At 51.9% G+C, this 14,050-nt stretch carries 13 protein-coding genes; 7 read left to right on the forward strand and 6 right to left on the reverse strand.

Features of this window, described 5'->3' with window-relative positions; translation table 11 throughout:
- Positions 1-29 precede the first annotated feature (29 nt).
- A complete protein-coding gene (locus L6472_RS02675; RefSeq protein WP_237806940.1) occupies positions 30-824 on the reverse strand; it encodes a thymidylate synthase in 795 nt (264 codons plus the stop codon).
- 155 nt (positions 825-979) lie between these two features.
- Between L6472_RS02675 and L6472_RS02680 the strand changes: the two genes are divergently transcribed.
- Positions 980-2,299 (forward strand): uracil-xanthine permease family protein, encoded by a 1,320-nt coding sequence (locus L6472_RS02680; RefSeq protein WP_237806942.1) that lies wholly within the window; start codon positions 980-982, stop codon positions 2,297-2,299.
- Positions 2,300-2,697: 398 nt separating this feature from the next.
- Complete coding sequence (locus L6472_RS02685; protein WP_237806944.1) at positions 2,698-3,606, forward strand: AEC family transporter; 909 nt, start codon at positions 2,698-2,700, stop codon at positions 3,604-3,606.
- On the opposite strand, the gene L6472_RS02690 is transcribed toward L6472_RS02685, so the two are convergent.
- On the reverse strand, positions 3,589-4,173 hold the full coding sequence (locus tag L6472_RS02690) for a hypothetical protein (protein ID WP_237806946.1): 585 nt from the start codon (positions 4,171-4,173) through the stop codon (positions 3,589-3,591). The two genes, L6472_RS02685 and L6472_RS02690, sit on opposite strands and share 18 nt — an antisense overlap.
- A gap of 599 nt (positions 4,174-4,772) precedes the next feature.
- The gene (locus L6472_RS02695; protein ID WP_237806948.1) at positions 4,773-5,990 is read right to left on the reverse strand and encodes a hypothetical protein; all 1,218 of its coding nucleotides are present in this window, start codon (positions 5,988-5,990) and stop codon (positions 4,773-4,775) included.
- 101 nt (positions 5,991-6,091) lie between these two features.
- Here L6472_RS02695 and L6472_RS02700 point away from each other — a divergent pair, with 101 nt between their 5' ends.
- From L6472_RS02700 to L6472_RS02720, 5 genes are read left to right on the forward strand one after another with little or no spacing between them, the layout of a single operon-like run.
- Positions 6,092-6,799, forward strand: coding sequence for a head GIN domain-containing protein (locus L6472_RS02700; protein WP_237806950.1), 708 nt, complete (start codon positions 6,092-6,094; stop codon positions 6,797-6,799).
- A gap of 18 nt (positions 6,800-6,817) precedes the next feature.
- Positions 6,818-7,546, forward strand: coding sequence for a DUF6249 domain-containing protein (locus L6472_RS02705; protein ID WP_237806952.1), 729 nt, complete (start codon positions 6,818-6,820; stop codon positions 7,544-7,546).
- A gap of 18 nt (positions 7,547-7,564) precedes the next feature.
- On the forward strand, positions 7,565-7,762 hold the full coding sequence (locus L6472_RS02710) for a PspC domain-containing protein (RefSeq protein ID WP_237806954.1): 198 nt from the start codon (positions 7,565-7,567) through the stop codon (positions 7,760-7,762).
- 27 nt (positions 7,763-7,789) lie between these two features.
- Positions 7,790-8,326, forward strand: a complete 537-nt coding sequence (locus L6472_RS02715) for an RNA polymerase sigma factor (RefSeq protein ID WP_237806956.1) — start codon at positions 7,790-7,792, stop codon at positions 8,324-8,326.
- Entirely contained in the window at positions 8,313-8,666 is a 354-nt protein-coding gene (locus tag L6472_RS02720) for a DUF5056 domain-containing protein (protein WP_237806958.1), read from the forward strand. The genes L6472_RS02715 and L6472_RS02720 overlap by 14 nt, the downstream gene beginning before the upstream one ends.
- On the opposite strand, the gene L6472_RS02725 is transcribed toward L6472_RS02720, so the two are convergent.
- From L6472_RS02725 to L6472_RS02735, 3 genes are all read right to left on the reverse strand, one after another.
- Positions 8,647-10,680 (reverse strand): OmpA family protein, encoded by a 2,034-nt coding sequence (locus L6472_RS02725; RefSeq protein ID WP_237806960.1) that lies wholly within the window; start codon positions 10,678-10,680, stop codon positions 8,647-8,649. The genes L6472_RS02720 and L6472_RS02725 overlap by 20 nt on opposite strands.
- A gap of 28 nt (positions 10,681-10,708) precedes the next feature.
- Positions 10,709-12,772, reverse strand: a complete 2,064-nt coding sequence (locus tag L6472_RS02730; RefSeq protein ID WP_237806961.1) for a DNA topoisomerase 3 — start codon at positions 12,770-12,772, stop codon at positions 10,709-10,711.
- 112 nt (positions 12,773-12,884) lie between these two features.
- Positions 12,885-13,889 (reverse strand): class II fructose-bisphosphate aldolase, encoded by a 1,005-nt coding sequence (locus tag L6472_RS02735; RefSeq protein WP_237806963.1) that lies wholly within the window; start codon positions 13,887-13,889, stop codon positions 12,885-12,887.
- Positions 13,890-14,050: the final 161 nt, after the last annotated feature.

Raw genomic sequence — 14,050 nt, forward strand, 5'->3', positions numbered from 1 at the left:
AGTCTCCTCCCTTATGGAGTATAGCATTGTCAGACAGATACTTCGGCTTTAATGTGTGGCCATGGATCGTAGTTCTCCAGCTGGAAGTCTTCGAACTTGAAAGCGAAGAGATCCTTCACGTCGGGGTTGATCTTCATGGTGGGCAGTGGTCGCGGCTCGCGAGTCAGCTGCAGACGTGCCTGTTCCAGGTGGTTCAGGTAGAGGTGTGTGTCGCCGGTGGTGTGGATAAACTCGCCGGGCTGCAGTCCTGTGACCTGTGCCATCATCATGCACAACAGGGCATAAGACGCAATGTTGAAGGGCACACCAAGGAAAGTGTCGGCCGAACGCTGGTAGAGTTGCAAAGACAGTTTGCCGTCGGCCACATAGAACTGGAACATGGTGTGACATGGCGGCAACGCCATCTTGTTGACCTCGGCCACGTTCCATGCCGAAACAATCATGCGACGAGAGTTCGGATTGTTCTTGATTTGGTCCAACACATACTTGATCTGGTCAATGGCACCACCGTCGTAGTCGGGCCATGAGCGCCACTGGTGTCCATACACCGGTCCCAGTTCGCCATTCTCGTCGGCCCATTCGTTCCATATTCTGACCCCGTGTTCCTGCAGATAGCGCACGTTGGTGTCGCCCTGAAGAAACCACAACAGTTCGTAGATGATGCTCTTCAGGTGCAGCTTCTTGGTCGTCAACAGTGGGAAGCCCTTGCTCAGGTCGTAGCGACTCTGCGTGCCGAAGATGCTGATGGTGCCCGTACCCGTGCGGTCACCCTTCTCCGTACCCTCGGTCAGAATGCGGTTCAGAATATCCAGATATTGTTTCATAATGGTATTGTTTGGAGTGCAAAAATACATAAAAAAGCAGACACTGCCAAATAATCATCCTTGTATTTTCGGTTATACATCCGATGTGACTTTTGTTTGGTCGTTTCGTAATAATGATGTAACTTTGCAGCCAAATTGAAACTAAATCTAAAATAATGGAACAGCAAAATGCTATTTATGATGCCCGTCAGCTTGGTCTGCCACGCATGATGGTGCTTGGTGTGCAACACCTTTTTGCCATGTTTGGCGCCACCGTACTCGTACCGCTTCTTACTGGTCTTGATGTCTCTGTGACCTTGTTGTTTGCCGGTATCGGTACGTTGATGTTTCATTTCATTTCCAAGTGGAACGTGCCTGCCTTTCTTGGTTCGTCGTTTGCTTTTCTGGGCGGTTATGCCTCGGTCAAGGAGATGGGCGTGGCTCAGGGACTCTCCGAGTCGTTGGCGCTCGACTATGCCTGTATGGGTGTGGCCTGCGCGGGACTCTTGTATTTCGTCATGGCAGCGCTCATCAAGTCTTTTGGCGTCAAGAAAATATTAAACTTCTTCCCACCGGTAGTCACAGGTCCCATCGTGATTGCTATTGGTCTGGTTCTGTCGGGTTCGGCCATTGCTAACTGTCAGACCAACTGGGCCTTGGCCATCATCTCTATCGTCACCGTCATCACCTCGTCTGTGTGGGGCAAGGGTATTATTAAGATTATCCCTGTGCTGTTGGGCGTTGTGGTGTCGTATGTCATTGCCGCCTTGATGGGTGAAGTTGACTTCACACCTCTTGGCGAAGCTGCTTGGGTTGGCTTCCCCATTGCCAAAGAGCGCACCATTCTGGCCGTGTTCGAGGATGGTAACACCACGCTCATGCTGTCTTCTATCTTGGCTATCATGCCCATCGCCTTTGCTACCATCATGGAGCATATTGGCGACATGTTTGCCATCAGTTCTACGGTGGACAGAGACTTCCTTTCCAACCCCGGCCTGCACCGCACACTGACGGGCGATGGTCTGGCCACGGCTGTCGCATCGCTCTTTGGTGCCCCAGCCAATACCACTTATGGCGAGAATACAGGTGTGCTGAACCTCACAAAGGTGTTCGATCCCAAAGTGATTCGCATTGCCGCCTGTCTGGCCATTATCCTGGCCTTCTGTCCTAAGTTCGCCTGTCTGGTGCAGCTCATGCCTGCAGCCACCATCGGTGGTGTGAGCCTGATACTCTACGGTATGATATCGGCTGTCGGCGTGCGCAACCTGGTGGAGGAGAAGGTTGACCTGAAGAGCTCGCGCAACGTGTTTGTGGCAGCGCTCATCTTGGTGCTGGCCATCGGTGTGAAATATGGCGCCAACGACGACATCGCCTTTGGTCCCATCCACCTGTCGGGACTGGCCATCGCTGCCCTTGTTGGCATCCTGCTCAATGCCATCATGCCTGGCAAACTCGGTATGAAGGTGAAGTCGTTCAAAGGGAAGGAGAAATCATAAATTCCCGTATGCCTATGAAGTAGCCATTCATTCGCATTGGTATCATAAGAGTGCCACAATTCCCCTCGGATAGTGGCACTCTTCTTTTATAAAAGTGCCCCCTTTGCTCTGCAAGAGTGCCACTTTTGTCTGCATTCCAGGGGCTGGAGATGATAGTTCCAGGGGCTAGACGTCACACTTTCAGGGGCTGGACAGAGTCAATCCAGGGGCTGGAATCATCGTTTCTGGCCCCTGGATTGGAGTCAAACTCAAAACTGTTGCTGGCCACAACCGAAGCTATTCTCGCATGAAAGTGCCTGTATGGGGCGGCAAAAGCATGAAAAAAAGAAGTAAAAACTTGGATAGTAACGGGAATTTAGTTACTTTCGCAGCCAAATTAGAGAAAACAAGGATAGCGTATGTTGGAAGTGATGATGACCCTGTTTGTCATTGTTGTGGTGGGATATGCCGCCGGCAAACTGGGATATATGGGAGGTGAGTTCGATCGCAAACTGTCGAGTCTGGTCATCAACTGGACTTGTCCGGCCTTGATTCTGGCGTCGTCTATGACTGGCGACATGCCCGATCGTAGGTATATCCTGCCGCTGCTGGGCATCAGCGCCTTTACCTATGTGGTGCTGACGCTGTTGGCATGGGGGCTCTCGCGTGTGCTCACCAAGAATGCCGGTGACCGCGGCATCGTGGCCTTCGCACTGGTGTTTGGCAATGTGGGCTTTATGGGCTATCCAGTGGTGGCCAGCATCTTCGGTCAACAGGCGGTGTTCTATGCCGCCGTGCTCAACGTGGTGAACACGTTTGCCGTCTTTACCATCGGTACGATGATGATCACAGGCGGTCAGGGTAGCGACCGTGAGCGGTTCAACAAGAAGGTGCTCTACAGCACACCCATGCTCTCGGCCTATCTGTCTATGCTGATCGTGGCGCTGGGCATTGATAACATACCTGCCTATGTGAGCCAACCGCTGACCATGATAGGTAACATCACCGTGCCGGCGGCCCTGCTGATCATCGGCTCGTCGATGTCGCAGCTGCCGCTGCGCGCCCTGATGGGCAACATGACGGTCTATGGCACCACGCTGTTCCGACTGGTGCTGCTGCCCGTGGGTGTGCACTTCCTCTGTCTGGCGCTGGGCTTCGATCCCTATGTGACAAGCATCAACACCGTGGTCATAGCCATGCCCGTGGCCACCTATGGCACCATCCTTTGTCTGAAGTACCAGCGCGACACCACGCTGATAGCCGAGGTGACGTTTATCACCACGCTGCTATCCATGATATCTATCCCATTACTAGTGATGTTGTTTTAAAGAAGCTATTTCCAGTGCCATCAGGTTCAGCTGCTGGCATTGGTGGGCTGTAAGCTTCCTTCTGTCGTTGTGGTGCTCCCATGGCGACAGCATGAGCAGTGTGCCTTTCGCACAGGCATAAAACTGCTCTCCGTGTGGTTTCGATAAAGGACCAAAACCGTTTTCCATGAGCACGATGGTGGGCAAACCGGCATCGAAGGCGGCCCGCATGACGCGCTTCTCGCCAGGCGAGATGGCAGGCGATACCAGCACGGCCCCTTGTCGTGCAGCCTCAAGGTGGCTGCCAATCTCGCGCTCGATGTCGCTGTCGGACAGTCGGCGCGACAAGCGGACGGCCATGCGGCAAGGTGCCGACAGCAACTGGCGGTTGCCGATGCCGCTATAGCATTGCGTGTCTATGCGGAGGTTGAAGAAAGGGCGCAACAGCTCGGGGCGGGCGCGTTTCATCATCAGGCGCCGCGGGTTGTCGTGGAGGTAGTTGATCCAAGCAGATAGCTCGTCGTAGGAGCGGAGGATGAGGTCGTTGTAGCCCTTTGCGAAAAGCGGGCGATAAGGGAGCGACGGCACAGCCGCCGCCTGCTGGGAAGCCGCCGCCTGCTGGGAAGCCGCCGCCTGCTGGGAAGCCGCCGCCTGCTGGGGAGCCGCCTGCTGGGGAGCTGCCTGCTGAGAAGCGGGCGGCTCGGGAGGGGGGATAGCGGGTAGCTGGGAGGTTGCGCTTCTTCCTGTAGGTAGCGGCTTTGCCGCTGCCATCCGTGTGGCCGCTTGCTCGAGTGCTCGCTGCGCTTTGCGGCATCCAGCCTTAAAGCCGGAGATGACCTGCCCCAGGTGTACGGGCAGTGGGGCGGTGACAAAGAGGATGCCATGAAGGTGGTCGGGCATCATCTGGATGCCCTTCACCTCTATTTGGGGGTAATAGCCGTGAATGCCCATCCACTCGCTTTGAACGGCCTTTCCAAGCTCAGTCAGTTCTATGCGTGGCGCTTTCTCGCTGCCGGCAGGTGCAAATGGGGCTCCTTCAAGCTTGCCGAAGATGGGGCTCCGCCCTTCTGTCTCGATGGTGATCATATACATGCGGCGCTCACAGTAGTCGTGATGGTCGTCTCGCCGTTTCATGGAGGGCTTCTTTGCTCCTGCGTATTGCTTTTTCCTCGCTATCTGTTCGTCGGTCATCCTAATATGGGGACATAGGTGTCGGGGGTGTGGGTGGTTCTGATGCGCCACTCCTTAGGGTAGAGGTTGTTGGCACGGCTGCCAATGTTCTTCATGGTGCCAAGGATATGCTGTTGGAATGCCACTGCAACGATGCCACGAGGGGTGGCGGCAGGCAGCACCAAGGCTTCGCCACGCAGATAGGCGATGGCCTGTTGGTAGGTGAGTTCGACACGTTCGGCTGTCATCCCTTCTGTAGAGACAGGCGGCGTAAGAACCTTCAGGATGTCGGCATTCGCTTTCTTTGATGGGGCCGATGCAGGGAGGTGGCCCTTCTTGCGAAGGACGCACATGAAGAGCCCCTCGCCACGCGTGATGCCTGGTATGAAGCGATAGACGGGATAGGTGAACCCTTCGAGCAGCGAACCGGTGATGTTCCATTCTGCCTTTGTGACTACGGGCAACACGTCGGCACCCAGCTCGTCAATGATCCAGCGGATGTTTTCTTCGTTCTCTTTAGTATTAAATGTACAGGTACTATATATTAACAGTCCCCCCTCGTTGAGACATGTCCACGCATCGCCGACAATGTCGCGCTGCAACTGCCAGCAGCGCTCTACGTTCTGTGGACTCCATTCGCCGATGGTGGCTTCGTCCTTGCGGAACATGCCTTCGCCCGAGCAGGGCACATCGCAGAGGATGAGGTCGAACTTCATCTTTGACTTGCGGTAGTCCTTTGGGTAGAGGTTGGTGACGTGGTGGCGCTCATGGCCCCATTTCGTGATGTTTTCCAGCAGGATGCTGGCACGTCCGCGCATCGGCTCGTTGCTGTAGAGTGTCCAATCGGCAGGCAGAGCAGTGCGAAGCAATGTCGATTTGCCGCCAGGAGCAGCGCAGAGATCAAGGGCAAGTCCACCTCCATTGGCCCTCAACAGGGCGGGAAGGTGCTGTCGGATCACCTCGTCGAGAAACATGGATGCGGCTTCCTGCACATAGTAACAACCAGCGTGGAACAGAGGATCGAAGGTGAAGTTAGGGCGACTCTGCAGGTAGTAGCCCCCTTGGCACCAGGGCACTTGCTCGCCACTGATAGCTATGAGCCCATTGCTCTTTAAGGTATTCAGTCGGATGCTGACTGGTGAAGGCTCTTCGAACGAATGAAGGAAACGTTCGAAACGCTCGTTGCCCATCAGCTGACGTGTGGAGTGGATGAATTCTGTGGGTAAATTTGTCATTTCGATGCAAAGATAATCATTTTTTTAATACCTTTGCAACTAATCAGTTTATAATTGCGTCTAACAGATAAAAAGTAACAAACAAGATAATGTATTGGCGTATGAAGAAAATGATGTTGATGCTATTGACTGTGGGCATGTTTGCAGCATGCTCGTCGTGCCATTTTGACTACAAGCAAGAATCACGCATAACTGAATCAAGAAAACATGTGAAGGACTTCGAAAAGATCGAGATGTTGGGCAGTATGGACGTGACATATATGCAAGGCGACTCGTTTGAGGTGAAGGTTGAGGCCCCCAAAGATGTTGTTGACAAGGTGGAGACGGAGGTCAAGAACCACAAGCTGCTGATTCGTATGAAGGGCACCAACCACCTGTTTCATTTCGGAAATGCAAGCAGTGATGATGTGAAAGTCACGGTGATGTCGCCCGATTTGATTGGTGTCAAACTGAATGGCTCTGGTGATTTTGAGTGTGTCGGACTGCTCGATACCGATGTTCTCGATATCAACCTGGTGGGGTCGGGTGATGTAGAGTTCAAGAATGTCATCTGCGACCAAATCAATGTGAAGCTCGTAGGCTCGGGCGACGTGGACGTAGAGAAGGTAAGAACGCTGATGTCCACCATGGAACTGGTGGGCTCGGGCGACATAAAGATGAAGTTCGACGATGCAAAGATGGTCGATGCACGGCTGGTGGGCTCAGGCGATATCACTCTATATGGAAACGTAGAGACGTTCACGAGCAGTGCTCACGGCTCGGGCGAGCTAAACATTGATAAGCTGAAGGTAATGAATAACAAGAAATAATGTAAAAAGGGAATGAAGATGAAAAAGTATTTATTAGGATTGACAATATTACTGGCCCTCACCGTCTGCATGCCGGCATCGGGGCAGAAGCACCGCCATACGCCTCAGGCAGAACTGGTGGACTCGACAAGTCAAGATGCTGTCGAGGTGTTCTCAGATACCACTTCAACAGACACCGCCTCAGCGCATCGTACTGTCACACGGACGATAAGAACACCCTGGAAAACAGTTACCACGACCTACGATGCAGATGACGAGGAAATGGAAGAGTTGGAAAAGAATTTGACGATGTTTAACAGAGCTTTTACCCTGATACCATGGGGAGCCGTCACATCTGTCTTTTTAATCATCATGTTGGTCATTCTGATGCCCATTATGCTGATGGCGATTGTGATCATTGTTGTGGTCAGACATAGTCGCAAGCGTAGTCGGCAGAGAATGATGGATATGGCCCAGATGGCATCCCAGCAAGAGGCAGGCGCCGCACCAAAGCAGGCGTATGCAGACTGGACACAGGAGCCTCAGACCATAGAGGATGACTATCAGAAAGGTCTGCGCCAGTGCTTTGTGGGAGTGGGACTGATGATATTCCTCGGACTGACGGCTGGCAATGTGGGCTTCGGTATCGGTGCCTTGGTGTTCTGTATCGGACTGGGTAAGGTGTTTGGTGCTAAGAAAGCTAAACAACTGAGAGATGAGCACGATATCAACAGATCGGGAGAGGACCATCTGCAAAATAAAGATTAACGAATAGAAAAGAAGATTATGGCAAAGAAACTATATCGCAGCGACGACCGCATATTGGGTGGCGTCTGCTCAGGACTGGCAGAATATCTGGATTTTGATCCCGTACTCGTGCGTTTAGGTTATGCAGCACTGACACTGTTTACAGCATTCTGTGGTATCATCTTCTATATCATAGCATGGATCGTGATTCCGGAAAAAAACCTCAGATCGTTATAAGTTAAGTTAAATAAGTTTGTAAAAGAAGTGGCTACATTAAGTGACCTTTCTCTAGTTGCGCAGGTGGCGGTGTTCGGCAATAAGCGAGCTTTCGACGAGCTCGTGCGCCGATACCAGTCGCCTGTGCGCAAGTTCTTCCTGAACCAGACACTAGGTGACGGTCAGCTGAGCGATGACTTGGCGCAAGATACCTTTATCAAGGCCTATACGAATATTGCGTCGTTCAAGGGCCTGGCTTCTTTTCAAACGTGGATCATGCGCATCGCTTATAATGTCTATTACGACTATACACGTCGGCACCGTCTCACTGAAGATGTGGACATGGTGTCGCAACGAAGTGGAAGTGGCGGACAGACAGCCTTGCAGATGGATATCTATGCTGCGCTGGCATTGCTGAAACCTGACGAACGCAGTTGCATCACACTACAGTTGATAGAGGGCTACGACATAGCCGGCATCGCTAAGATTACAGGTATGAAAGAGGGAACGGTGAAGTCGCACCTCTCGCGTGGAAAAGACAAATTAGCAACCTATTTAAGACAGAATGGATATGATGGAAGATAACGAACGCTTATTGCAGAACTTTTTTTGTGAAGCAGCCAGAACACCTGTTGCTGACGATGGCTTCACCAATCGTGTGATGCAGCGACTGCCGCAACGTGTCAACAGGTTTACGCAATTGTGGAACGTCTTCTGTATCACGGTCTTCGTGGTGCTGTTTGTGATGTTCCGCGGATGGGAATCGCTGATGGCACAGTTTGAGGTGATGGCACGCACACTGGCGGCAACCTCGTTCAGCTTCAATCTGTCGGTGCTGCTATCGGTGGTGGTGGGCCTTCTGCTCGTGGCCATCATCGAGTTGATGTATAGTGATAATGTGAAAATCAGGGATTTGTTGCGCTAAGACCATAGGTGGTGCGCAGCACGATAAACTCGGTGCGGCGGTTCAGCTGGTGACAAATCTCCTGTTTCTCTTCGTCCTTTAGTGCGTTGATAAACTCCTCGGTCAACACATCGCCTTCCTTTAGCCAGGGATAGGTCTCGGTGAGCTTACGCTTCACCACCTTTGGCTTGCCTTCTCCATAGCCCACGGGCGACAAACGATCCTCGGCAATGCCGTGGTCGATGAGGTAGCGAACCACGCTCTCAGCACGTCGCTGAGACAGACGTTGGTTGTAGGCATCTGCCCCGCGGAAGTCTGTATGAGAACTCAGCTCAATGGTGATGTTGGGGTTCTCGTTGAGCAGGTCGATGAGGCTGTCGAGTGCCTGCGTGGACTCGGGACGCAAAGTGGCCTTGTCGAAATCGTAGAAGATGTTTCGTATCAGCACCGGTGCTGAGAGCGAAGCCAATGGGAATTGCAAGACGTATTCTTCAGACTCCTTGACGGGCTCCACTCGCAGTTCTTCCTTGTGGTTGAGGAATCCTTTGCAGGTGCCCAGGAATACGTAATCCACACCTGGATGAATCTCTTCGGTAAACGAACCGTCGCCTTTTACATTCAGTTTCTTATTTGTGCCATCGTTGCCTACCATATAGACCAGTGCTTGTGGCAATTCGTAACCATCTTTCTCGTAAACCCATCCTTTAACGGTCTGGATGACTTCCGACTTCTCGAATGAATAGATATGGTCCCAGCCATTGGCGTTGCCACGATTCGACGAGAAAAAGCCACGGTTGTGCAGGCCTTCGAAGGTCATGCCAAAGTCGTCGCCTTGCGAGTTGAGGGGGGCACCAGGATGTTCTAATGTGTATAAACTCTCTTCAGTCTTCTCCTGGCTCCCCTCCTCGGTGGGACTGGGGGAGGGTTTTGCTATGAAGATGTCTAGTCCGCCCATGCCTGGGTGGCCATCGCTTGAGAAGTAGAGGTCGCCGTTAGGTCGGAAGGTGGGGAAGAGCTCGTTGCCGGCAGTGTTGATAGGTTCGCCAAGGTTCTCCAGTCCAACCAATCCATGGCTGGTGATCTGTATGCGCCAGATGTCATAGCCGCCCAATCCGCCAGGCATGTCGCTCGCGAAATAGAGCCATTCGCCATCAGGCGAGATGGCAGGATGGGCAAAAGCAGAGAGCGTGTCCTTGGTAATCTCCAATTCGTTGGCCTTGCCCCATGAGGCATCACTACGTGTAGCGGTGGCTATCTGGGCGTAGCGTGGGTAGTTGGGGTCGGTCTTGCAGACAGTGAGGTACATAGTCTTGAAGTCGGGCGCAAAGGCGCAGGCACCCTCGTCGAAATCGCTGTTTAGTTCAGACTCGATGACCTCGGGCTTCTGCCATTTCCCCTTCTCATCTTTTTGCGAAACAAAGATATCGGCATTCTTCATGCCAGTGATGCCGCTAAGCTCATCGCCTTTGGCCTGATTGCGTGTTGAGGTGAAGTAGAGCTGGTCGAAGTCATCGCCAGCCAGCATCGGTGAGTAATCAGCGCGGTGCGAATTGAACACATTCTCCCTCTTGACCGTGTAGCCCGAATACATGGCTTCTGCTTTCCATTTTGGTGCCATGCGGGCCGACAGCAGACCGTTCTTGGCAAGTTGCGACTGGTCGCCATTCTCCATCATCTGGAGAAAGGTGTTCTCTGCCTCTTTATAGCTGGCATTCTTCAGTTGCAGTTTCCCCAAGTAGAACAGCGTCAGTGAGTCTTGTTGCTTGAAACGTAAGGCATTCTTATAGGCAGCAATGGCTCGTTGTGTGTAGTTGATGCGACGATAGCAGTCGGCCATCTTTAGCGCACGAAGTCCACGCAGTTGGCGTTCCTTGGCAGGTGTTTGTGAATAAGCTTTCTTGTATTGTGTGGCTGCGTCGTAATATTCTCCAAGGGCATAGTATTTGTCACCCTTCTTCATGGCAGTGTCGGCTCCGCATCCTGAAAGCAGGATGCAGGCCATGACAATATGTAATATAAAGAATATCTTGCGCATACCCTTATATAACGTCGGTATCGACATTTTATTGCTTAAGGGGCTGGTCGAAGGGTAAACGGAAGGTACATCCTTCCTTCCAGCGTGAACAACCATAGGCCGCCTTTCCCTTGATGATGGTGCCTTGGCCGCACAAAGGACAAGGACTTCCCTCAAGAGCTTGGGCATTGGTATCTGCTTTTGGCTGTTCTGCAGCTGACTTGGTCTTCTTTTGTCTCTTTTTGGGTGTCTTCTCTTTAGGAGCATCCTTTGGTTTGGAGACCGGGGCTGCTTCGATTGTTACTCGACGGTTGCTCTGGTCGGCAATGACCTGTCGTACGATGTCGTTGACCTGTGTCTTTAATTCGTCGATGAATACCTGTGGGTTGTATTTCTGGGCTTCAATGTCGCGAAGCTTCTTTTCCCAAATACCAGTCAGTTCAGCACTCTTCAAAAGTTCTTCACGGATGAGGTCGATTAGTTCTATGCCAGTTGGCGTAGCCACTAAGTTCTTGCGCTCCTTCTTGATGTAATGGCGCTTGAAAAGGGTCTCGATGATGGCAGCACGTGTAGAGGGACGACCAATGCCGTTCTCCTTCATGGCACGGCGCAATTCCTCGTCGTCAACCAGTTTGCCGGCAGTCTCCATAGCGCGTAGCAGGGTGGCCTCGGTGTAGAACTTAGGCGGTGTGGTCATCTTCTCGGTCAGTGTGGGGGTGTGAGGACCATTCTCTCCCTTTGTGAACGAGGGTAGGGTGCGCTCTTCTTCATCGGGCTTCTTCTCGTCATCATCACTCTGTACCTCTTTAGCATAAACAGTACGCCATCCAGCATCAAGGATGGTGCGGCCGGTCACCTTAAACTCAATTCCATCGACCTTACCAAGTACGGTGGTTTGTGCAAACTGACAATCGGGGTAGAACACAGCAATAAACCTGCGGGCTATAAGGTCATACACCTTGCGCTGCATGTCGGTGAGGTTTTGAGGGACGATGCCTGTGGGGATGATGGCATGGTGGTCGGTCACCTTTGATGAGTCGAAGACTTTCTTTGACTTGATGAGCGGTTTGCCTCCCAAGGCTTTCACAAGTTCGGCATAGGGCGACTGTCCTGCAAACTTCACTTGGAAAAGACCATTCATGGTTTGTGGGCACTTGGGATAGACGTCGTCTGGCAGGAAGGTGGTATCTACACGAGGGTAGGTGGCTAACTTTTGTTCGTAGAGTTGCTGGATGATATTCAGTGTCATCTCTGCCGAGAAACCAAACTTACGGTTGCAGTCCACCTGTAGTGAGGTGAGGTCATAGAGCGATGGTGGAGCCTCTTTACCGTTTTTCTTTTCAACCTTGGTTACTTCAAAGGGCTTTCCCTCGATGGTGGCAAAAGCCTGTTCACCTTCTTCCTTAGAGGTGAACTTGCCAGAGGTGGCTGTGAACGTGGTGTCGCGATAGACGGTGGCCAGCACCCAGTAGGGTTCGGGCTTGAAGTTGTCAATCTCCTTCTGACGGTTCACAATCAGTGCCAGTGTAGGGGTCTGAACACGACCAATGCTTAGCACCTGGCGGTTCTGACCATACTTAATGGTGTAGAGTCGCGTACAGTTGATGCCCAACAGCCAGTCGCCCACGGCACGACTTAGCCCAGCAAGATAGAGCGACTGATATTCGTTCTGATCCTTTAGATTGGCAAAACCCTCGCGTATGGCCTCGTCGGTCATCGATGAAATCCACAGACGTTGCACCGGACACTTGACCTGTGCCTTCTGCATGACCCAGCGCTGAATGAGCTCACCTTCCTGACCGGCGTCACCACAGTTGATGATGCTGTCAGCCTGTGACATCAGTCGTTCGATGGTAGCAAACTGTTTCTTGATGCCTTCGTCCTCCTTCAGACGGATACCAAATTTAGGTGGAATCATGGGGAGTGACGACAGACTCCACGACTTCCACATGGGGGTATAGTCTTCTGGCATCTTCAGTTCGCACAGGTGACCAAAGGTCCACGTCACCTGATAGCCGTTACCCTCCATGTAGCCATCGTGCGAAGCTGTTGCACCAATGATACGTGCTATATCTTTTGCCACGCTGGGCTTCTCTGCAATGCAAACAATCATGTTTGGTTCTTCTTTGTTTTATTTGGCAAAGGTAAGCATTTTTTTAGTAATAGGCAAAAAGAAAGAGGGAAAAACCAATGGTCTTTCCCTCTTTTATAATGGGCTTTATGGATTACTGAGCCAGTTTGCCGTCAGAACCGAGCACATTCACAATCTTGTGGATGTACATCTTCTTCATGTTCTCGCGAGCGGGCTTCAAGTACTGGCGTGGATCGAAGTGATCGGGATGCTCAGCGAAGTGCTTGCGAATGGCAGCAGTCATAGCCAGACGTGAGTCAGAGTCGATGTTGATCTTGCAAACAGCGCTCTTAGCAGCCTGACGGAGCTGCTCCTCGGGGATACCTACTGCGTCGGGCAGGTTACCACCGTACTTGTTGATGGTGTCAACCTCGTCCTGAGGAACTGAAGAAGAACCGTGGAGCACGATGGGGAATCCAGGAAGCTTCTTCTCGATCTCAGCGAGAACGTCGAATGCCAATGGGGGAGGAACGAGCTTACCAGTCTTGGGATCGCGTGTGCACTGCTCGGGCTTGAACTTGTAAGCACCGTGAGAAGTACCGATAGAGATAGCCAGTGAGTCGCAACCTGTGCGAGTAGCGAAGTCGATAACTTCCTCAGGCTTGGTGTAGTGAGACTCCTCAGCAGCAACCTCGTCCTCAACACCAGCCAAAACGCCGAGCTCAGCCTCAACAGTTACATCGTACTGGTGAGCGTAGTCAACAACCTTCTTGGTCAGGGCGATGTTCTCCTCGTAAGGCAGTGAAGAACCGTCGATCATAACGCTTGAGAAGCCCATGTCGATACAATCCTTACAGAGCTCGAAGGTGTCACCGTGGTCAAGGTGAAGAACGATCTCAGGATGCTCACATCCCAGCTCCTTTGCATACTGTACAGCACCCTCGGCCATGTAACGCAAGATAGTAGCGTTGGCGTAGTTACGAGCGCCCTTAGAAACCTGCATGATAACAGGTGACTTTGTTTCAACAGCAGCCTGAACGATAGCCTGCATCTGCTCCATGGTGTTGAAGTTGAATGCGGGGATAGCGTAACCACCGGCTACAGCCTTCTTGAACATCTCGCGAGTATTTACGAGACCCAAATCCTTGTAATTTACCATAATCGTTATTTACTTAAATTTATTGATTGAAGTTTAATTTTTTTTCTGACCGCAAAGGTAATACATTATTTTTAAATAAAAGAAGTTTTTCGCTATTTCTACCTCCTTTTCGAAAGAATAACAACTCCTTTTAACCTACTTTTGCGGCGATTTGGCGAAAA

Origin of the sequence: Prevotella sp. E13-17, assembly GCF_022024035.1 — a bacterium.
Taxonomy (GTDB): domain Bacteria; phylum Bacteroidota; class Bacteroidia; order Bacteroidales; family Bacteroidaceae; genus Prevotella.